This is a genomic window from Nocardia citri, assembly GCF_054065835.1.
In genome coordinates, this window is record NZ_JBSUQM010000008.1 from 197137 (window position 1) to 217192 (window position 20056).

Sequence of the window (20056 nt, forward strand, 5' to 3'; positions counted from 1 at the left end):
GCGGAGGTGATCGTGGTTTCAGGCTAGTATCTGCGCGAACTCAGCACAGCCCCGCGAGTTTGTAGAGCGCGAGGGATCCGGCGACGGCCACGTCGAGACTGTGTCCGGTGCCGAGCACCGGGATCTCGACGGCCGTATCCAGCAGGTCCAGCCCTTCGGGTGGGATGCCGGTGGATTCGTGGCCGAGCACGATCATGGTGCGTTTGCGCGCGACGGGCAGATCGGCGAGTCGAATGGATTTCTAGGGCCGCAGCACCGACACCAAGAATTCGGTCTGGTCGTATACCGTCTGCTCGAAGATATCGTCGAAGTAGACATCGAAATGCCCTACCGGATAACGCTTGACGATTGCGTGCTTGGTGCGTTCGGCCGCCCGCAGTGTCGGCTTCGGCGGTGCGATGGTGTCGTTGTCGGCGACCGCGTACAAGACCGGCATCTTCAATGCCTTGGCCCGGCGGCCGGGGGAATCGAACAGTGTCGAGAAGGCCACGCGGGCAGCGACTTTCGATTCGTAGGTCGCGCTCTCGTCGGCGAGCCTGCCGTAACCCTCCGGCGCGTCCGGCGCGCTCATCAGCGCCGCGGAACGCTTGCGACCGGCCAGCCGGACGCGAACGGGCTTGCGCCGGACCGGACCGACGAGCAGATCGGTGACCGCGATGGTGGCCACCTTGGTCAGGCTGGTCGGCCCTTTCGCCATGGCTGAGGCCCAGCCGCTGGTGAACGGAACCTGGGCGACAACGGCTGCGATGTAGTCGTCGTCGGGCGCGATCGACAGCACATGGCCGCCACCGAAAGAGGTGCCCCACAATGCGATTCGGGTCGCGTCGAAGCCGCGCAGCGTGCGCGCGTAAGCGATGGCCGAGCGCCAGTCCTCGCGCTGCCGGGCGATATGCACCAGCTGACGCGGGGCACCCTGACTGGCCCCGAAATGCCGGTAATCGAATACCAGCACACCCATTCCGGCGGCGGCGAAGCGCCGGGCGTACCGATCCAGCCCCATCTCCCGGTTCGCGCCGAGACCGTGCCCCATGACGACGAGGGGGCGGGGTTTGGGGATGCCGGCGGGCGGATACAGCCAGGCAGCGCACTGCTCGCTACCCGAGGGGAAACTGACCTCGACACGTTCCATGGCACCTCACCGTACTGTTTCGGTCCGAACTACTACCCCCCGACCGGTCACCAGGTCAGGCCGATGAACAAAGTACCCCTTGATCACAGTAGGCTAAACGCTGCGGACGAGTTGGCCGGGCGGCCGCGGCGATGGGAACGGGCACACGAGTGCCGCAGCCCGTCGCCGAGGAAAGTCCGGACTCCACAGAGCAGGGCGGTTGCTAACGGCGACCCGGGGTGACCCGCGGGAAAGTGCCACAGAAAACAGACCGCCCATGATCCCTCGGGATCATGCGGTGAGGGTGAAACGGTGCGGTAAGAGCGCACCAGCGCTCCGGGTGACCGGGGCGGCTAGGTAAACCCCGCCCGGAGCAAGGTCGAAGGTCGCATCGTTCGCGGTGCGGCTGCGCAGGTGTTCGAGGGCTGCTCGCCCGAGCCTGCGGGTGGACCGCTCGAGGCACCCGGCAACGGTGTGTCCAGATGGATGGCCGTCACCCGGTGCAAACCGGGGACAGGATCCGGCTTACAGGCCAACTCGTCCGCCCCTGCAATCCGGTGCTCACCGGTGCCATGATGGAAGTGGACCGCTGAGCCGGAATTCGGTGCGGTCAGGCACTTCGTACGGGGTGTAGCCATGGATATTCTTTCCGTAATCGGGGCGATTTTCGGGGTGGGAGCGATCGCGGGCGGGGTGCTCACCGCGATGAGCGCGCGCGTGGTCAGCCAATATGAGAAGGGACTGGTATTCCGGTTCGGCCGGGTGGTCGGAACCCGAGATCCCGGACTGCGCATGTTGATTCCGTTCGTGGACCGGATGCGCAAGATTTCGACGCAGATCGTCACCATGCCGGTGCCCGCACAGGACGGCATCACCCGCGACAACGTGACGGTGCGCGTCGATGCCGTGGTTTATTTCCGGGTGATCGATCCGGTCTGCGCGGTAGTGGAGGTGCAGAACTATCTGTTCGCGGTGGGGCAGGTGGCGCAGACGTCCTTGCGGTCGATTATCGGAAAGAGCGATCTGGACAGCCTGTTGTCCAACCGCGAGGAGTTGAACAAGGGGCTGGAGATCATGATCGATAGCCCGGCGCTCGGCTGGGGTATTCATATCGATCGGGTGGAGATCAAGGATGTGTCGATACCGGATTCGCTGAAGCGCTCGATGTCGCGACAGGCCGAGGCCGAGCGGGAACGGCGGGCGCGGGTTATTTCCGCCGAGGGCGAATTGCAGGCGTCGAAGATGTTGGCACAGGCGGGCGCGCAGATGTCGCAATCCCCGGCGTCACTGCAGTTGCGGCTGCTGGAGACCGTGGTTCAGGTTGCGGCGGAAAAGAATTCGACGTTGGTGCTGCCATTTCCGGTGGAGTTGCTGCGGTTCCTGGAACGCGGCACGCCGTCTGACGCGACCGCGGCCGATTCGACCCCGACCGCACCCGAAACCACACCGGAGATCACCCCGCCCGAGCCGACACCGGCACTCGATCGGGGCAACACGCCAACGGCCGAACAAGACGGTATACGCCCGTAACACAACAGGCGTATACCGATACGGGTACGGCTGACCATGTGTGGCGACCGGCACTCGGTCGCTATGGCCGTCCGCGCCGTACGACCGCATCGGTAGTACAACGTAAGGAAACCGGGCCGATGTCCATACTGATTCCCGTGATCGCGATCATCGTCATGATCATCGTGGGGTATGTGTTGAAATACCTGCCCAATTATTTACCGTGGCTGAAGGATTGAGGGTTTCGGCTCAGCAGAGCATCTTCGCCATCTGATAGATCGCCTGGGCCTCTTCCTTGGAGGCCTCGGTTGTGCCCTTGGTGCGCTTGATCACGTTCTGGACGGCCTCGTCCTCGCTCTTGCCGCCCTTGATGTCCTTGCAGGTTTCGACCAGGATGTCGCGCAGGGTGGCGTCGTCTTTGCCCTCGGCGAGCTTGGGGAAGGCGCTGCGGTAGCTGACGACGAACGTCCCCGCCTTAACGCTGTCCACGGTATCGGCGCCGGCAGCCTTGGCCGCCGAAGTCGTCGCGGCGGCGGGCGCGGCGGAAGAGTCTTTATTATCGCCGCAACCGGCGAGGAGCAGGGCGAATATGGTGGAGCTGGCCGCGATTGCGGCGGTAGTTCTGGTCACGAAGCGGGATGCTAGCGGCACTTGGGAAACGTCGCCTCCCGTCTGGTTAACGGAAGGCGACGAAGACCGCATCGGTGACGATGAGGTCAGAGCGGGTTGACCACGAAGACCTGCGCCCAATAAGACGCCTGCTCGGGACCGAGCAGCGGCATCAGATAATCGAAAAGAATCGTTGACATCAGTGGATAACTCCCAATTGTCGACGTACAGGTGACCTGCGCATACGGGAAAAAGCTCGACCCCGCCACGCCGGGGAACCATAGCAGCCGGGCGTGTGACGTCGCCGGGTGCGGCGTGTCCGGCATGGCGACCCGGGTCGAACTGGCCCAGAGCGTGAGCGACGTCATAGAGTAGGCGCCGTTGGTAAGACCCGTTGCCGGTCCGCCACGATCCCCACATTCTTCGATCATGGAAGCAGGTCACAACTCTATGCGGATTGTTCGTTCACTGGTCGCCGGTGCGCTGATCGCCGGGGCCGCATCGGTTTTCGCCATGCTGGGCACCGGGTCCGCCTCGGCGGTCGCGATCACCCCGCTGGCGGGTGGGGTCCAGGTCGACCTCAGCGCGGCCGACACCGCCTGGGTGCACCAGAACCACGTCGGGCAGGCCATCGCCGGTCTGCCGCATCCGTCGGCGGCGTCGTTCGGGGAGGCGCTGGACGCGGCGGCGGACGTCTCCGCCAGCGTCCCGGGTGGGCGGGTGACCTTCACCGTGTACGGCCCGTTCAATGAACTGAACGGCACCATGTTGGCACTGCAGTAGAGAACGACCGCGCCAGCGTGGAACTGCACCAGCGGATCGTGTCGGCGCCGGTAGATTTCGGCGCCATTCGATTCGAATTCGGATTGTCCTCGGCGTATCCCGCCGAGGCCACCGCGGCGGCCCGCGACGCGATCGACGCGTTCGCGGGCACTCGCGCCGACCGCACCGATATTCCATTCGTCACGATCGACCCGCCCGGTGCCATGGATCTGGACCAGGCGGTGCATATCGAACGCACCTCTTCCGGTTTCACCGTCCACTACGCGATCGCCGATGTCGGCGCGGTAGTGGATCCCGCCGGCCCGCTGGCCCAGGAAGCGGGCACGCGCGGCCAGACCTTCTATCTCCCCGATGGCGCCGTACCGCTGCACCCGCCGATCCTCTCGGAGAATTCCGCGAGCCTGCTCCCCGAACAGACCAGACCGGCCGCTCTGTGGACCATCGAATGCGATGAGAACGCGCAGCCGCAGCGATTCTCGGTGATCCGAGCCACCGTGCGCTCGCGAGCCCGACTCGACTACGCCGGCGTCCAGGCCGACGCCGACACGAACCGCCTGCATCCCTCGATCGCGGCCCTGCCGGAATTCGGCATGCGGCGCATCGAGGCCGGGCTGGCCCGCGGTGCGATCGGACTGCGCTTGCCCGCCCAGAGTGTTATCCGTGACGACAACGCCATCGGGCACTGGCGTTTGGTGGTGGAACCGCGTACCGCCGCCGATGACTGGAACGAACAGATTTCCCTGCTGACCGGCATGTGCGCGGCACGGATCATGTTGAACGGCAGTGGACCCGATGGTGCGCCCGGTGCCGGTGAACGCATCGCATTCTTGCGGACTATGCCGCCGCCCGCCGATTCGGCGATCGATTCGATGCGCAGGACGGCCGCGGCGTTGGGGGTTGTCTGGCCCGCTGACCAGTCCGTCGGTCGGATGCTGGCCGGGCTCGATCCGAATGCGCCCGCGACATTGGTGCTGATGTCCGAGGCGACCGGGTTGCTGCGCGGCGCGGGGTACACGGTGGTCGATGGTGGGATTGCCGCGGGAACGAATGGTTCTCGGGTGGCGGGTGCGCGATCGGCGGGTGGTGCGCCGTCGGTGGGTAGTGCGGACGCCGATTCGCGGTCGGCAGGTGAGGCCGAGTCGTCGGGCGGCGCGGGTGTGGTGGGTGGTGCGGGTTCCGTTGGTGGTGCGGGCGCGGTGGACAGCGCGGGTGTGGTCGGTGGTGCAGGTCCGGTGGGCGTCGGACGGACTGGTGCCAAGCCGGCGAGCAGCCCGCACATGAACAACCTGCGACACAGCGCAATCGGCGCGCCCTACGCACACGTCACCGCACCGCTGCGCCGCCTCGCCGACCGTTTCGCCACCGAGATCTGCCTGGCTCGCTGCGCCGGAACCGAAGTGCCGCAATGGGTTCGAGATGGCCTGGTTTCCACCGCCGAGTCCATGAAGCGCAGCGACAGCATCGCAGGCAAGGTGGAACGAGCCTGCATCGACCTCACCGAATCCACCCTGCTCGCCGAACGCAGCGGCTCGATCTTCGAAGCCGTGGTGGTACGCGAAGCCAACGGCACCCGCCCCGCCGAGGTCTTCATAGCGGACCCACCGGTCGTCGGCCCCTGCATCGGCGCACCCCCGGAGGGCGCTCAGGTACAGGTCCGCCTGGTCGCCGCCGATCCCGCCGCCCGCAAGATCAGCTTCGGCTACCCCGTCTGACGGCCCGAAGAAGAAATTTCAGACTCTCCTCGGCCAGTCGGCCGAAGGTGAATCCGCGCGAGCACTGATCCGAACAACACTCGAGTCGAGGCGAGGTCGACCTCGGGAATGACGGGACCCGACTCAGATGGAAACGAACGACGCTGCGGCGGGATATTTGGCCAGCGCTTCGCCTGCGGCGATTTCTTCGGCGTCGGCGAGGAGTTCGTAGATGGTGGCGCTGGCGCCGGTGGCGTGGGTTTCGGCGGCTCGCGCCAGGATCGCTTCGCGGGATTCGACCGCGTCGCGGTGGTCGCCGAGTACGGTTTGCAGGCGTTTCGCCTGGGCACCGAGATCCTTTGCGGCACTGCCGAGCACGTCGATCGCGCCTTCGCACGAGTAGCGCAGGCGCTTGGCGCCCTTGCGGATATCGTGCAGCAGTTCGACGCGCTCAGCGGGTGAAACGGCGGGTTCGGCGTAGACCAGCCGCCGCAAGCGCTTGCGGTCCTTGCGCAGGATGCGTTCGAAGATCTCGGCGGCGGGCCGTTTCGAATTGTCGGCAGCGAGGGGCGGCTCGGTGCGCCAGGCCGAAAGTTGGTGGCGCAGTGCGTGATAGCGATGGTGATCGAGGGCGTCGATGATCTGCGCATGCGCGCTCTGGTACCGGTCTCGCTCCGCGTCGACCAGTTCGGTACGCACGGAGTCGGCCGCGCCGGGCACGTGGCCCTCGTCTGCCGTCTTCGGCGCAACAGCAGATTGCGTTGCGAGCCCGGCGAATTCGCCCGGTGGCAATTCCCCTTGGGGCAATTCGCTCTGGGGGGCGTGCGCGTCCAGCAGCGCCGTGAACCGTTCCGCCCGCACCTCGGCGTCCCGCGCCACCCCCAGCAGGTCGGCCAGCCACTTCAGTTCCTGCTGTATCTCGGCGACCGGCGTGGCCTCGAACAGCGTGCGGTACGAGCGCAGCACACTGCGCAGTCTGCGTGTCGCGACCCGCATCTGGTGCACCGAATCCCAGGCGTCGGCGCGGACGTCCGGTTCGGCGGCCAGCAGCCGGTCGACGTCGTCGCGCAGTGCGGCGACAACAGCGGTTCGGGCCTTGACCATGATCAGCTTACCTTCGCGAATCCGTCGGTCGCCTCGACGAGATGATGGGTGATGCCCGGCTCCGCAGCGGCGTGACCGGCGTCGTCCACGATGTGCAGTACCGAACCGGGCCAGGCGCGATGCAGTTCCCACGCGCTGGTCGTCGGGCAGACGACATCGTGGCGACCCTGCACGATGACGGCCGGGATATGCGCGATCTTGTCGATATCGCGCAGCAGCTGTCCCTCGTCGAGGAATCCGCGATTGACGAAGTAGTGGTTCTCGATCCTGGCGAATGCCAGCGCGAACCGCGGCTGGGCGCTCTCCTGCACCCGATCCGAGTTCGGCAGTAGCGAACTGGTCGCACCCTCCCAGGTGGACCAGGCGACGGCGGCCGCTTCGGCGACCTTCTCGTCGGGGGAGTGCAGCAGCCGGTGATACACCTGCACCAGATCGCTGTCGCGCTGGTCCTCGGGCACCGGGGCCAGGAACTTTTCCCACTCGTCGGGGTAGATATTGCCCGCGGCGCCGTTGTAGTACCAGTCGATTTCCTTGCGCCGCAACAGGAATATCCCGCGCAGCACCAGTTCGGTGACTCGTTCCGGGTACTGCTGCGCATAGGCGAGCGCGAGAGTGGAACCCCAGGAGCCGCCGAATACCTGCCAGCGGTCGATGCCGAGATGTATGCGCAGCGCCTCGATATCGGCGATCAGGTGTCCGGTGGTATTGGTCTCCAGACTCGCCCCGTCCGCGATATGCGGAGTGGACCGCCCGCAGCCACGCTGATCCAACAGCACGATCTTGTAAGCGGCCGGGTCGAAGAACTGCCGGTGGAATGGTTCGGTGCCGCCACCGGGTCCGCCGTGCAGGAACACCACGGGCTTACCATCCGGATTGCCGCTGATCTCCCAGTACACGGATTGGCCCGCGCCGACATCGAGCATGCCGGTTTCGTACGGCGCAATCGCGGGGTAGAGAGTGCGCATCAGAAGGCAAGCCCCGAAGCCAGATCGGGCAGCTCCAGCGCCTCGATCGCCTGCTGGTGCACATCGGCGCAGCTCTTGGTGGTGATCCGGTCGATCATCGCCTTATCGGCGAGCACATGCCCGTTGATACCGCCATTGCGCAGCGCCCATTCGTGTACCAGCGCGTTGAGCCCGATCCGGCCCAGCGTCGGACCCTGCACACGCCAATTCGACAGCTCCGGGCGGATCATGTCGCACAGCTGGGTAGCCGACGCGTCGGAGATCTCCAGTGTCGTCGGCGGCGCGCTGGTGGTTTTACCCGCGCTGGTGGCCGTCGCCGATGCGGTGGTCGAGCTCGAGCTGCCGGTGGGCGCAGGGCTCGAGTTGTTCCCGCAGGCAGTGAGCGCCGCGGCGGCGAAAACGCCCGCTACCAGTAGCGTGCAGCGTGAAATCCAACGGGGTTGCGGCATCGGTACCTCTGCTCGTGTCGGCATTGTCGGTTTCGAGTCTGCCATTATTTGCCGCGCGTGGCCCGCGCGAGTTTACCGGGAACCGCCGATCAAACCTGGTCGAAGCCCGCGCGCAGATCGTCCAGCAAGCCGTTCAGAACGCGTGCGAGCCGAGGTGGCGAGGCGTCGATGGTGCGCCACAAAGACCATTCCCGCCGTCGCGTTTCCTCCGGCGTCCCAACGATTTTCAGGCCGCGATCGGTGAGAGCTCGCGTGGCCCAGTCGAGCATCGGCCGCACGGGTTGGCCGAGCAGCGCCGCCGGTGCGTGCACCGCTGGGCCGCTCATCGTGAAATCAGAAGCTGTGCTCGGGGCCGGGGAAGGTCCCGCGACGCACCTCGTCGGCGTAAGCGGCTGCGGCGCAACGCAATTCATCGCCGATCCGGCCGAACCGCTTGACGAACTTGGCGGTCTTGCCACTGGTGTAGCCCGCCATATCCTGCCAGACCAGCACCTGCGCATCGCATTCCGCGCCGGCACCGATGCCGACGGTCGGAATGGTCAGTTTGCGGGTCACCTGGCCGGCCAATTCGGCGGGCACCATCTCCATCACCACGGAGAACGCACCTGCCTCCTGAACCGCGATGGCATCGGCGATGAGCTGCTCGGCGCCGTCGCCGCGACCCTGCACGCGGAAACCACCGAGGGTATTGACACTCTGCGGGGTGAAGCCGATATGCGCCATGACCGGAATGCCGGCCGAGGTGATCAGCGCGATCTGTTCGGCGACCCGCTCGCCGCCCTCCAGCTTGACCGCGTGCGCACCGCCCTCCTTCATGAACCGGGTCGCGGTGGCCAGCGCCTGCTGTGGCGAGGATTCGTAGGTGCCGAACGGCAGATCGGCCACCACCAGCGCATGCGGTGCACCACGGACCACACCGCGCACCAGCGGGATGAGTTCGTCGACGGTGATCGGCATGGTGGTGTCGTAGCCATAGACGACATTGGCGGCGGAGTCACCCACCAGCAGGGCCGGAATACCGGCTTCTTCGAAGATACGAGCGGAGGAATAGTCGTAGGCGGTCAACATCGACCACTTCTCGCCATCGGCCTTCATCTGCCGCAGATGAGGTACCCGCGTCTTGCGCTTGGCCGACTTTGTGGCCGGGGCAGCGCCGTAGGCAGGGGTTTCCGATTCGGATATGGACATCATCGTCCCTTTCGTGGTTGTCGCCTCGAGGCCCGTCCGGGTCCCCGGGTGTGTATGACGCATCCAGTGTGCACCCTCCGCACGGCCCGCTTAAGGCCGTGAGCGGTGCAATTGGTCACATCACAATCCCAGCGCAACGAACTGATTTCACCGACCCGTCGGCCCGGCGACGAAGATCAGCGGAATTCCCGACCGGCACAGGTGTCGAAGGGACGGGGAACCGTGCCAGGATCTTCCACATGTCTGTGGTGCGGAGTGGGTCACGTGGCGTTCTGGTCGCGGTGGCCTTGGCGGTGGTGGCGGCCGGATGTAGCGCGTCCAAGGACGAGCCGGGCAATCCGTTGCCCACACCACCCGCGGGTCTCGAGAAGTTTTACAGCCAGACTGTGAACTGGGGTTCCTGCGACGGTTTCGGTTCCCCGGACGAGCGCCCCGCGCCCAATACCGAATGCGCCCGCATCACCGTGCCCGTCGACTACGCCAAGCCCGACGGCGCGACCGCGCAGATCGCGCTGGCCCGAATCCCGGCCGGCGGTAAGCGGATCGGTTCCCTGCTGCTCAACCCGGGCGGGCCCGGCGTATCGGGCCTGTCGATGGCGGGTATCGCGGGCAAGACGCCGCTGGCCGAGCGCTTCGATCGGGTCGGCTTCGATCCGCGCGGTATCGGCTCCTCGATCCCGACTATCGCCTGTCTGACCCCGCAGCAGAACGATGCCGAGCGCGCCGAACCGCCGACCGACAACTCCCCGGCGGGTATCGCCAAGGCCGAGGACGAGAACCATCAGCTCGTCGGCCACTGCGTCGAGCGCACGGGCACCGAATTTCTGGCCCATGTCGGCACCCGCGAGGTGGTACAGGACATGGATGTGATCCGTGCCGTGCTCGGCGATCCGAAGCTCAGCTACCTCGGCTACTCCTACGGCACCAAACTGGGCTCGGCATACGCCGAGAAGTTCCCGGACAATGTGCGCGCACTGGTGCTCGACGGCGCGGTGGACTCCTCCCAGGATCCGGTGCAGGAATCGCTGCGGCAGGCGGCGGGCTTCCAGCAGGCGTTCGACGCCTACGCCGCGCAATGCGTCAAGCAGGCGGACTGCCCGCTCGGCACCGATCCGGCCCAGGCGGTCGCGCGGTTCCGCGCGCTGGTGAATCCGCTGGAGACCAAGCCGGCCGCGACCACCGATCCGCGCGGACTCAGCTACGGCGACGCCATCACCGGTGTGCAGCAGGCGCTCTACTCCGATGATTTCTGGAAGGTACTCACCCTCGGCCTGTCCGAACTGCGGGACGGACGCGGCGACACGCTGCTGAAGCTCGCCGATCTGTACGACGGTCGCCGCGAGGACGGCAACTACGACAACACGCAGGAGGCCTTCAACGCCATCCGCTGTGTCGACGATCCGCCGATCAACGATCGTGCGGTGGCGGGCCGGCAGGACACCGAATACCGCAAGGCGGCACCGTTCCTGGATGACGGTCGCGGCACCGGGGCGGCCCCGCTGGAGTTGTGCGCGGTCTGGCCGGTGCCGAACACGAGCACACCGCATAAGGTGTCGGCGCCGGGTCTGCCGAAGACAGTGGTGGTCTCGACCACCGAGGATCCCGCGACGCCGTATCAGGCTGGTGTCGATCTCGCCAACCAACTCGGCGCCGCACTGATCACCTACCGTGGTACCCGACACACCGCGGCACTGGTCGCCGGGGATCAGTGCCTGGACGACGCGGTGATTTCCTATCTCGTCGATCTGAAGATCCCGGAGCCCGCTCTGACCTGCTGACTCCGCTCACGACCACGCCTCGTCGTGCTCGGCGCTGTCGTGCCTGGGAGCGTGCTGTGCTGGTGGTTCGCTCGCGCACAACGCGATCTCGTACCCTGCGCTTTTCATTCCGGAGGATGGGATTGCAATCCCTAAGCGTGTATGTAACACGGATTTAACGCCGGATGCTTACGCTCGGCGGCATGGATCGCCAGAAGGAATTCGTGCTGCGGACGCTCGAAGAACGCGATATCCGCTTCGTGCGTCTCTGGTTCACCGACGTGTTGGGCTATCTGAAGTCCGTTGCCATCGCTCCGGCGGAGCTGGAGGGCGCCTTCGAAGAGGGCATCGGCTTCGACGGCTCGGCCATCGAGGGGTTCGCCCGAGTGTCCGAGGCCGATATGGTGGCGCGGCCGGATCCCTCGACCTTCCAGGTGCTGCCGTGGGCGACGAGCAAGGGCCACCAGCACTCCGCGCGCATGTTCTGCGATATCACCATGCCCGACGGATCGCCGTCCTGGGCCGACCCGCGCCACGTGCTGCGCCGTCAGCTCAACAAGGCCGGTGACGTCGGGTTCAGCTGCTATGTCCACCCGGAGATCGAATTCTTCCTACTGGAGAACGGCCCGCAGGACGGCTCCACGCCGACCCCCGCCGATACCGGCGGCTTCTTCGATCAAGCCGTCCACGATTCGGCCCCCAACTTCCGTCGCCACGCCATCGACGCACTGGAGTCGATGGGCATCTCGGTGGAGTTCAGCCACCACGAGGGCGCCCCGGGGCAGCAGGAGATCGACCTGCGCTACGCCGACGCGCTGTCCATGGCCGACAATGTGATGACCTTCCGTTACCTGATCAAGGAAGTGGCCATCGACGAGGGTGTGCGCGCGACCTTCATGCCCAAGCCGTTCACCCAGTACCCGGGCTCGGCCATGCACACCCATATGAGCCTGTTCGAGGGTGAGGCCAATGCCTTCCACGATCCCGACGATCCGATCAACCTCTCGGATACCGCGCGAGCGTTCATCGCGGGCATCCTGGAGCACGCCTCGGAGATCAGCGCGATCACCAACCAGTGGGTGAACTCTTACAAGCGACTCATCCACGGCGGCGAGGCGCCGACCGCGGCCTCGTGGGGCCGGTCCAACCGTTCCGCTCTGGTGCGAGTGCCGATGTACACCCCGAACAAGGCATCCTCGCGTCGGGTCGAGATCCGCAGCCCGGATTCGGCCTGCAACCCCTACCTGGCCTTCGCCGTGCTGCTCGCAGCCGGTCTGCGTGGCATCGAGAAGGGCTACACGCTGCCGCCGGAGGCCGAGGACGACGTGTGGTCGCTGACCGCCGCCGAGCGGCGCGCCATGGGCTTCCGCGAGTTGCCCGGCACGCTCGACGAGGCGCTGCACGCGATGGAGCGCTCGGAACTGGTCGCCGAAACGCTCGGCGAGCACGTCTTCGACTTCTTCCTGCGCAATAAGCGTCGGGAATGGGCGGACTACCGCAGTCAGGTGACGCCGTTCGAGCTGAAGGAGTACCTCGGCCTCTAGCCGGTTAAACCGGCGCGTCGGCTACGTTTACGACTCCTTTCGACCGTGCCGGGTGGAAACGGATGAGCGGGCAACTAAGTTGGACTCATGGTCCGGCCGCCGTCTGCTCGTTCAGCTATCCCCGGTGTCGGTCGGCTCGGCTTGCTCGAGCCGACCGCCGTCGCCTCGTTACGAGAGTTGGCGTGGGACAATATCGACAGCATTCCGCTGCTGTGGGCGCTGTCGCGCGCGCCCGATGCCGACCTGGCACTGCTGACGCTGACGCGGTTGCAGGCCGCGCTGGGCGAGCACTGGTCCGAGCTCGATTCGACACTGCGCGGCGATACCGCCTTGCGTGGCAGACTTTTCGCGCTCATCGGCTCGTCGAGTGCGTTCGCTGATCATCTGGTCGCCGACCCAGCCGCATGGCGAATTCTGCTGCGGGACAAGCTACCCGCGCGCGAGGAGCTGATCGCGGACCTATTGGCGGCGGTGCGGGCCCTACCGGCGCAGAGTCCGCACGCGGATGCCGTGCTGTACCGGGCCGAGTTGTCGGGTCCCGAGGCGATCGCACTGCTGCGCAAGAGGTATCGCGATCAGCTCATGCTCTTGGCCGCGCTGGATCTGGCGGCGACCGTGGAGAACGAGCCGGTGCTGCCGTATCAGGTGGTCGGTCGCCATCTCACCGATCTCGCCGATGCCGCATTGACCGCCGCACTGGCGGTGGCGGTGGCCCGGGTCTGCAAGGACGGGCCGGTGCCGGTGCGGCTGGCCGTGCTCGCCATGGGCAAGAGTGGTGCCCGCGAACTCAACTACGTCAGCGATGTCGATGTCGTCTTCGTGGCCGAACCGGCCGATGCCACGGCTACTCGGCTGGCCGCCGAGATGATGAGCGTGGGCAGCGCGGCCTTCTTCGAAGTCGATGCGGCCCTGCGGCCCGAGGGCAAGGCGGGTGCGCTGGTGCGCACCTTGGACTCGCATATCGCGTACTACAAGCGCTGGGCCCGGACCTGGGAGTTCCAGGCGCTGCTCAAGGCGCGGCCGGTGACCGGCGATCTGGCGCTGGGGGACCAGTACCGCGGCGCGTTGATGCCGATGGTGTGGACCGCTGCCGAGCGTCCCGACTTCGTCGCGGATGTGCAGGCGATGCGGCGTCGGGTAGAGGATCTGGTGCCCGCCGATCTGCGCGAGCGTGAACTCAAACTCGGCCACGGCAGCCTGCGCGATGTCGAATTCGCCGTGCAGCTACTGCAATTGGTGCACGGCCGGGTGGATGAGACACTGCACGTGCAGGGCACCGTGGAAGCGCTGACGGCATTGGCCGCGGGTGGGTACGTCGGCCGCGACGATGCCGCGAACCTCACCGCCTCCTACGAATTCCTGCGCCTGCTCGAACACCGGCTGCAGTTGCAGCGACTCAAGCGTACCCACACCCTGCCCGCCGCCGATGACGAGGAGGGCATGCGCTGGCTGGCCCGCGCGGCCCATATCCGCCCGGACGGTCGCCAGGACGCGGTCGGCGTGCTCGGCACCGAGATTCGCCGAAATGCGGTGCGGGTGCGGCGCTTACACGCCAAACTCTTCTATCGGCCACTGCTGGAATCGGTGGTCAAGATGGATCCGGACGCGCTGCGGCTGAGCCCGGACGCGGCGATCCGGCAGTTGGCGGCGCTCGGCTACGCGGCGCCGGAAAACGCACTGGGCCATCTGAAAGCGCTCACCGGCGGAGTATCGCGCAAGGGCCGGATTCAGGCGCTGCTGTTGCCGACTTTGCTCGAATGGCTCGGGGACACACCGAATCCCGATGCCGGACTGCTCGCCTACCGGCGGGTCTCGGAGGGACTGGACGATCAGATCTGGTTCCTGCGCGAATTGCGCGACGAAGGCGCGATCGCACAGCGGCTGATGATCGTGCTCGGCTCCTCGGAGTATCTGCCGGATCTGCTGATCAATGCGCCGGACACGATTCGGATGTATGCCGACGGCCCGGGTGGGCCGCTGTTGCTCAGCCCGCAGCCAGAAGACGTCGCGCGCGGAATCCTGACCGCGGCGGCGCGCTACGAGGATCCGAAACGTGCGGTGGCCGCGGCTCGTTCGCTGCGCAGACACGAATTGGCGCGGGTCGCCTCGGCCGATCTGCTGGGCATGTTGGATGTCCCGCAGGTGTGCCGGGCACTGTCGACGGTGTGGGTCGCGGTGCTGGAAGCCGCACTGCGCGCGGTGATTCGGGCCAGCGAGGCCGAACTCGGGGCACCGGCACCGGCCGATTTCGCGGTGATCGGCATGGGGCGACTGGGCGGTTTGGAACTCGGCTACGGCTCCGATGCCGATGTGCTGTTCGTCTGTGATCCGCGTCCGGGCGCGGACGAGACCACTGCCGTGAAATGGGCGATCGGCATCGCGGAGAAGGTACAACGACTGCTCGGCGCGCCGAGTACGGATCCGCCGCTGCAGGTCGACGCGGGACTGCGCCCGGAGGGCCGCAACGGCGCGCTGGTGCGCACGCTGGCCGCCTACGCCGCCTACTACCAGCAGTGGGCGCAGCCGTGGGAGGTGCAGGCCCTGCTGCGCGCACATCAGGTGGCCGGCGATCAGGACCTCGGTGTCCGGTTCCTGCACACCATCGATAGGGTGCGCTATCCCGAGGGCGGGGTATCGGCGGAGGCGGTGCGCGAGATCCGTCGGATCAAGGCCAGAGTGGATGCCGAACGCCTGCCGCGCGGTGCGAATCCGGCGACCCACACCAAACTCGGGCGCGGTGGCCTCGCCGATATCGAGTGGACCGTACAGCTGATGCAGCTGCGTTACGCCCACGATGTGGGCGCACTGCACAACACCTCGACGCTGCAAGCCCTCGATGTCATCGAGCAGACCGAATTGCTTGCGGTCGAAGACGTTTCGCTCTTGCGTGAAGCCTGGATCACCGCGACCAAGGCGCGCAACGCACTGGTGCTGGTGCGTGGCAAGCCCGCCGATCAACTACCCGGCCCGGGCCGTCTGCTATCGGCCGTCGCGCGGGTCGCGGGGTGGCCCAACGATGACGGCAGCGAGTTCCTGGACAACTACATGCGCGTCACGCGGCGGGCGAAAGCGGTGGTGGAGCGCGTCTTCGGGGGCTGAGTTCGCGAAATACTGGACGCGCAACAGGGGCCCGCCATCGTCGGCGCGGATTTCAATGCCACACGCGATCATTCGGCATTCCGTGATCTGCTGCGCGGGCGGTTCGTCGCGGCGGCAGACCAGGCGGGTGCCGGGCCGCTGTTCACCTATCCGGCGACCGCCGGTGGGGTCCGGTGATCGGCATCGATCACATTCTGGTCGCCGACGGCACGGCGGCCGATGTCCGCTCGCTCACCATTCCCGGATCGGATCATCGCGCGATACTGGCGCAGGTGCAACTCAACGCCTGACGGGCGAATACGCGCAGACGTATACGCGCGCAGGGGTTTGTGCGATTACCATGTGATCGCTCGACGGGCCGGCGCACGCGATGCGCCGCACCTATCGGGTCGGGGTTCGCCGAGGACGGACCCACTGTGAGTGCGGGGAGGAAAGACCTGATGAGGACTAGACGGCTGCGGATCGGGGTGGTCGCGGTATTGATGTTGGTCGGCGCGGCGCTGGTCGGCTGCGACGGCAAGGCGGGCCAGCCGGGGGCGAGCGCGGTGACCGCGGATAATCCGTGGGACCTTACCGGCGCGGTCTCCAACAATGGGCCGAGCGGCCCGCGCAAGGGTGTGCCGGACGCACCGCTCACCGCGGACAACGGCGACGGCGGCGCGGTCGACAAACTCGCCCTCAACACCATCGCCGATCTGGAAGATTTCTGGAAGACCGAGTACGGCAAGAACTTTCCCGGCACCTTCAAGCCGGTGAGCCGCTACATCTCCTGGGATGCGAGGGCATCCGAAGAGCAGGCGATCAAGTTCTGCAGGTCCAGCACCTATCACCTGGTGAACGCGGCCTACTGCGGTCTGGACCACACCATCGGCTGGGACCGCGGTGTGTTGCTGCCGCTGCTGCGGCAGAAGTACAGCGATATGGCGATCGTGATGGTGCTCGCGCACGAATACGGTCACTCCATCCAGGGCCAGGCCAAGCTCGCCGGATTCTTCACCGGGACACTGGTGAAGGAGCAGCAGGCCGACTGCCTGGCCGGTGTCTTCCTGCGCCATGTAGCGGAAGGGAGTTCGGCGCATTTCACGCTGAATATGACCGACGGGCTCAATGCGGTCCTCGGCGCCACCATCGCGGTGCGCGATACCGATCCGGACAACCCGAAGAATGTGCACGGCTCCGCCTTCGAGCGGGTGACCGCGGTGCAGATCGGTTACACCGACGGCACCCAGGGCTGCAAGAAGATCAATAAGAAGGAGATCGAGCAGCGCAGAGGCACCCTGCCGACGACATATGAGGACGGCGAACAGGACGCCCAGCTTCCGGTCGACGTGGCGTCGCTGACCAGTCTGAGCCACGCGCTGGCGAAGATCTTCCCACTGCGGCAGGCACCGCAGTACGACTACAGCGGGATCGTCAAGAACTGCTCGAAGGTGACCGCCACCGAGCCGGTTTCGTACTGCCCGAGTTCGAACAAGATCGGCACCGATGTGCCCGAACTCGCCAAACGCGGCGGGGCGATGAAGGGCGACGATCAACCGCTCTCGGCGGTGGTGGACGGTGATTACAACGCCTTCGCCGTCTTCATCTCCCGCTATGTCCTTGCGGTGCAACAGGAACGCAAGCTCTCGATCTCGGGAGCCGAGACCGCCGGACTGCGCACCGCTTGCCTCACCGGCGTGGTGACGACCAAACTGAGCGAGCCCGGCAGCGATCCGCGCCTGTCGGCGAACGATCTCGACGAGGCCGTCTCCGGACTGCTCTCCGACGGTCTGGTCGCCAGCGATGTGGACGGCAAGGTGGTAGCGAGTGGCTTCCAGCGGTTGGAGGCGTTCCGTACCGGAGTCCTCGACGGCGAGCAGACCTGCCTGAAGAACTACCGCTAGCGCGACTCACTCCTGCGCTACGCGGGCCTGCAGCCACTCCAGGACATCGGAGAGCACCTTGTCCTGTTCTGGTTCATTGAAAACCTCGTGGTAGAGGCCCTTGTAGCGGATCACCGTGAGATCCTTCGAGCCCGCGCCGCGCTCGATCAGATCGCTGCTCGACGGTGCCGCGATGGTGTCCGCCGTGCCGTGCAGCACCAGCAGCGGCACCGTGAGCTTGTCCAGACGGCTCTTGACGAATTCGGTGGCGTTCAGCATTTCCATACCCGTGCGGGCCGGGAGCTTGCCGCGGAAGACCAGCGGATCGTTGTCATAGGCGCGAACCACCTCGGGATCCCGGCTGATCATCGATGAATCCAGTTTCAACACACCGATATTCGGCGCGAAGCGGGACAGCAGTGGACCGACCAGGCGCTGCAGTGGATTGCCGACGGCGATATCCAGCGGCGGCGCCGACAATACGATTCCGGCGACGTCGATCGGTGCCCGGACCGCGAGATACAGCGTGATCAGGCTGCCCATCGAATGCGCGAGCAGAAACCGCGGCACCTCCGGATGCTCTCGGCTCGCGATCTTCAGCATCTCCGCGACATTATCGGCGGCGCCCGACATCGAACCGATATTCGCATTATTGCCCGCCGACTTGCCGTGGCCGAGGTGGTCGAGTGCGTAGACCGCGAAACCGTTGTCCGCGAGGCGCTTTCCGACATGGGCGTAGCGGCCGGAATGTTCGGCGACGCCGTGCACGAGCACGATTACCGCGCGTGCGGTGTTACCGGGAAGCCATGCGCGCCAAGCGATTCGGCTGCCGATGCCGTCGAATTCGCCCTCGGTGGCCGGTGTCGGCTCAGGGGACTCGCCGATGGTCGGATCGTTTGTCATACATCGGCTCCTTGGGTGCGTGGCGGCGCTGCGAGCTGATCGATCAGCCGCCGATTGAACTCGATGAGCCGAGCGTAGTTCACCAGGGAGATGCGCTCGTCGGTTCCGTGGATCGTGTCCACGTCGGTCTTACTGAGCAGGATCGGGGCGAAGTTGCAGCGGGTCGCGGCGAGATCGTCGTAATGCCGGGAATCGGTGGCGCCGGGGACGATGCCGGTGGTCACCGCGATGCCCGGGACGACGGACTCGGCCAGTCTCGCGATCATGTCGAAGGCCGGGCCGGGTGGTTTACCGGGGGAGGGCTCGGAGGTCATGCCGACTAGTTCGATCCGTACCTCCGCATCGCGCACCACCTTGCGGCAGTGTTGGAGCACCGATGCGACCGAATCGCCGGGCAGGATGCGGAAATTCACCAGGGCCTCGGCCTGCTGTGGCAGCACATTGGGTTTGATGCCGCCGCGGATTACCGTCGGCGCGGTCGTGGTGCGCACCAGCGCCTCGGTTTGCGGACGGGCCGCGAGTATCCGGGTGATCACCGGTGTGGCCAGTCCGGCGAATCGGAGCAAGCGGCGGCGATATTCGGGCATGACCTCCCGCAGCCTGGTGACCATGTCGGATACCACCGGCGTCAACCGCAACGGCATCGGATGGTCCTGAATCCGGCCCACCGCGCGGGCGATCCGGCCGACCGCGGTCTGTCTGCCGGGCATGGACGAATGTCCACCGACCGCCGATACCGAAAGGCGAACGGTCGCATAGCCTTTCTCGCCCACCATGATCGAAGCCACGGGGCGGTCGATATCGTCGGCGATATCGTCGACAATGACACCGCCCTCGTCGAGTAGCAGATCCGCGCGCACGCCGGCTTCGCGCAGCCGCTGCGCCATGCGCACCGCGCCGTGATCCCCGAACACCTCCTCGTCGTGCCCGAATGCCAGATAGATGGTGTGCCGCGGGCGAATTCCCGCGGCGAGTGCGGATTCGACCGCCTCCAGAGTCGCGATCAACCGACTCTTGTCGTCGATTGCGCCACGGCCCCAAATGAATTCGTCATCCACGACACCCGCGAAGGGCGGATGCGTCCACCGCTGTAGATCATCGACCGGCACCACATCCTGATGGGCGAGCAGAATCGCCGACACCCGATCAGGTTCGACGCCCGGCCAGCGATACAGCCTGCTGTGGCCGAACCGCTCCACTTCCAGTTCGGCGTGGACCAGCGGGAACGACTGTTCCAGGTGCGCGCCCAGTCGGACGAATTCGGCGTCGCTGGGTTCGGTATCGATCGCTGTGAGCTCGGCGGTATCGGCTGGCTCGTAGGACACCGTCGCGCAGCGCAGGGCTTGTGCGAGGCGTTCGGCGACATGCTTATCGACGGCCACCGGCGTGGTGTGGGTCGGCGTGGCGTTACCGGTCATCGAGGGCCGGTCTCGGTTGGCAAATTCATGGGCATCACTGCATTGTTCAACACGTCGGGTCCGAGGG

General features: G+C 66.1%; 18 protein-coding genes and 1 other RNA gene. 9 read left to right on the top strand and 10 right to left on the bottom strand.

Features of this window, described 5'->3' with window-relative positions; genetic code table 11:
* Window positions 1–40 precede the first annotated feature (40 nt).
* A complete protein-coding gene (locus tag ACW2Q0_RS15100) occupies window positions 41–235 on the bottom strand; it encodes a TrmH family RNA methyltransferase (protein WP_457190560.1) in 195 nt (64 codons plus the stop codon).
* A 6-nt stretch (window positions 236–241) separates the two neighbouring features.
* Window positions 242–1129: an alpha/beta hydrolase gene (locus ACW2Q0_RS15105; protein ID WP_457190428.1), complete on the bottom strand. Its 888-nt coding sequence runs from the start codon at window positions 1127–1129 to the stop codon at window positions 242–244.
* 107 nt (window positions 1130–1236) lie between these two features.
* On the opposite strand from ACW2Q0_RS15105, the gene rnpB reads away from it, so the two are divergent.
* Window positions 1237–1652, top strand: an RNA gene (rnpB, locus tag ACW2Q0_RS15110) — RNase P RNA component class A.
* A gap of 92 nt (window positions 1653–1744) precedes the next feature.
* Window positions 1745–2638, top strand: coding sequence for a slipin family protein (locus ACW2Q0_RS15115; RefSeq protein WP_457190430.1), 894 nt, complete (start codon window positions 1745–1747; stop codon window positions 2636–2638).
* 228 nt (window positions 2639–2866) lie between these two features.
* Here ACW2Q0_RS15115 and ACW2Q0_RS15120 read toward each other — a convergent pair whose 3' ends face one another.
* A complete protein-coding gene (locus ACW2Q0_RS15120) occupies window positions 2867–3247 on the bottom strand; it encodes a hypothetical protein (protein ID WP_457190432.1) in 381 nt (126 codons plus the stop codon).
* A 429-nt stretch (window positions 3248–3676) separates the two neighbouring features.
* Here ACW2Q0_RS15120 and ACW2Q0_RS15125 point away from each other — a divergent pair, with 429 nt between their 5' ends.
* Window positions 3677–4009 carry a hypothetical protein gene (locus ACW2Q0_RS15125; protein ID WP_457190434.1) on the top strand — a complete coding sequence of 111 codons (333 nt, stop codon included), beginning with the start codon at window positions 3677–3679 and terminating at the stop codon, window positions 4007–4009.
* A 17-nt stretch (window positions 4010–4026) separates the two neighbouring features.
* Window positions 4027–5721 (top strand): RNB domain-containing ribonuclease, encoded by a 1695-nt coding sequence (locus ACW2Q0_RS15130; protein ID WP_457190436.1) that lies wholly within the window; start codon window positions 4027–4029, stop codon window positions 5719–5721.
* 123 nt (window positions 5722–5844) lie between these two features.
* Here ACW2Q0_RS15130 and ACW2Q0_RS15135 read toward each other — a convergent pair whose 3' ends face one another.
* The 5 genes from ACW2Q0_RS15135 to panB form a co-directional block, all read right to left on the bottom strand.
* Window positions 5845–6804 carry a CHAD domain-containing protein gene (locus ACW2Q0_RS15135; RefSeq protein WP_457190438.1) on the bottom strand — a complete coding sequence of 320 codons (960 nt, stop codon included), beginning with the start codon at window positions 6802–6804 and terminating at the stop codon, window positions 5845–5847.
* A 2-nt stretch (window positions 6805–6806) separates the two neighbouring features.
* Window positions 6807–7769: a prolyl aminopeptidase gene (gene pip, locus ACW2Q0_RS15140; RefSeq protein ID WP_457190440.1), complete on the bottom strand. Its 963-nt coding sequence runs from the start codon at window positions 7767–7769 to the stop codon at window positions 6807–6809.
* Window positions 7769–8218 (bottom strand): hypothetical protein, encoded by a 450-nt coding sequence (locus ACW2Q0_RS15145; RefSeq protein ID WP_457190442.1) that lies wholly within the window; start codon window positions 8216–8218, stop codon window positions 7769–7771. Before ACW2Q0_RS15145 ends, pip begins: the two co-directional genes overlap by 1 nt.
* Window positions 8219–8307: 89 nt before the next feature.
* A complete protein-coding gene (locus ACW2Q0_RS15150) occupies window positions 8308–8544 on the bottom strand; it encodes a hypothetical protein (protein ID WP_457190444.1) in 237 nt (78 codons plus the stop codon).
* Window positions 8545–8551: 7 nt separating this feature from the next.
* Window positions 8552–9406, bottom strand: a complete 855-nt coding sequence (gene panB, locus ACW2Q0_RS15155) for a 3-methyl-2-oxobutanoate hydroxymethyltransferase (RefSeq protein WP_457190446.1) — start codon at window positions 9404–9406, stop codon at window positions 8552–8554.
* 239 nt (window positions 9407–9645) lie between these two features.
* Between panB and ACW2Q0_RS15160 the strand changes: the two genes are divergently transcribed.
* The 5 genes from ACW2Q0_RS15160 to ACW2Q0_RS15180 all read left to right on the top strand — a co-directional run bounded on the left by ACW2Q0_RS15160 (window position 9646) and on the right by ACW2Q0_RS15180 (window position 17689).
* Window positions 9646–11184, top strand: a complete 1539-nt coding sequence (locus tag ACW2Q0_RS15160; RefSeq protein WP_457190448.1) for an alpha/beta hydrolase — start codon at window positions 9646–9648, stop codon at window positions 11182–11184.
* Between the two features lie 182 nt (window positions 11185–11366).
* Window positions 11367–12707, top strand: a complete 1341-nt coding sequence (locus ACW2Q0_RS15165) for a glutamine synthetase family protein (protein ID WP_457190450.1) — start codon at window positions 11367–11369, stop codon at window positions 12705–12707.
* Window positions 12708–12794: 87 nt separating this feature from the next.
* Window positions 12795–15806 (top strand): bifunctional [glutamine synthetase] adenylyltransferase/[glutamine synthetase]-adenylyl-L-tyrosine phosphorylase, encoded by a 3012-nt coding sequence (locus tag ACW2Q0_RS15170; protein WP_457190452.1) that lies wholly within the window; start codon window positions 12795–12797, stop codon window positions 15804–15806.
* Between the two features lie 36 nt (window positions 15807–15842).
* Window positions 15843–15983, top strand: coding sequence for a hypothetical protein (locus ACW2Q0_RS15175; protein ID WP_457190562.1), 141 nt, complete (start codon window positions 15843–15845; stop codon window positions 15981–15983).
* 263 nt (window positions 15984–16246) lie between these two features.
* The gene (locus tag ACW2Q0_RS15180; protein WP_457190454.1) at window positions 16247–17689 is read left to right on the top strand and encodes a metallopeptidase; all 1443 of its coding nucleotides are present in this window, start codon (window positions 16247–16249) and stop codon (window positions 17687–17689) included.
* Between the two features lie 6 nt (window positions 17690–17695).
* On the opposite strand, the gene ACW2Q0_RS15185 is transcribed toward ACW2Q0_RS15180, so the two are convergent.
* Together ACW2Q0_RS15185 and ACW2Q0_RS15190 are read right to left on the bottom strand one after the other, a co-directional pair.
* Complete coding sequence (locus tag ACW2Q0_RS15185) at window positions 17696–18571, bottom strand: alpha/beta hydrolase (RefSeq protein WP_457190456.1); 876 nt, start codon at window positions 18569–18571, stop codon at window positions 17696–17698.
* The gene (locus ACW2Q0_RS15190; RefSeq protein ID WP_457190458.1) at window positions 18568–19989 is read right to left on the bottom strand and encodes a M20/M25/M40 family metallo-hydrolase; all 1422 of its coding nucleotides are present in this window, start codon (window positions 19987–19989) and stop codon (window positions 18568–18570) included. The genes ACW2Q0_RS15185 and ACW2Q0_RS15190 overlap by 4 nt, the downstream gene beginning before the upstream one ends.
* Window positions 19990–20056: the final 67 nt, after the last annotated feature.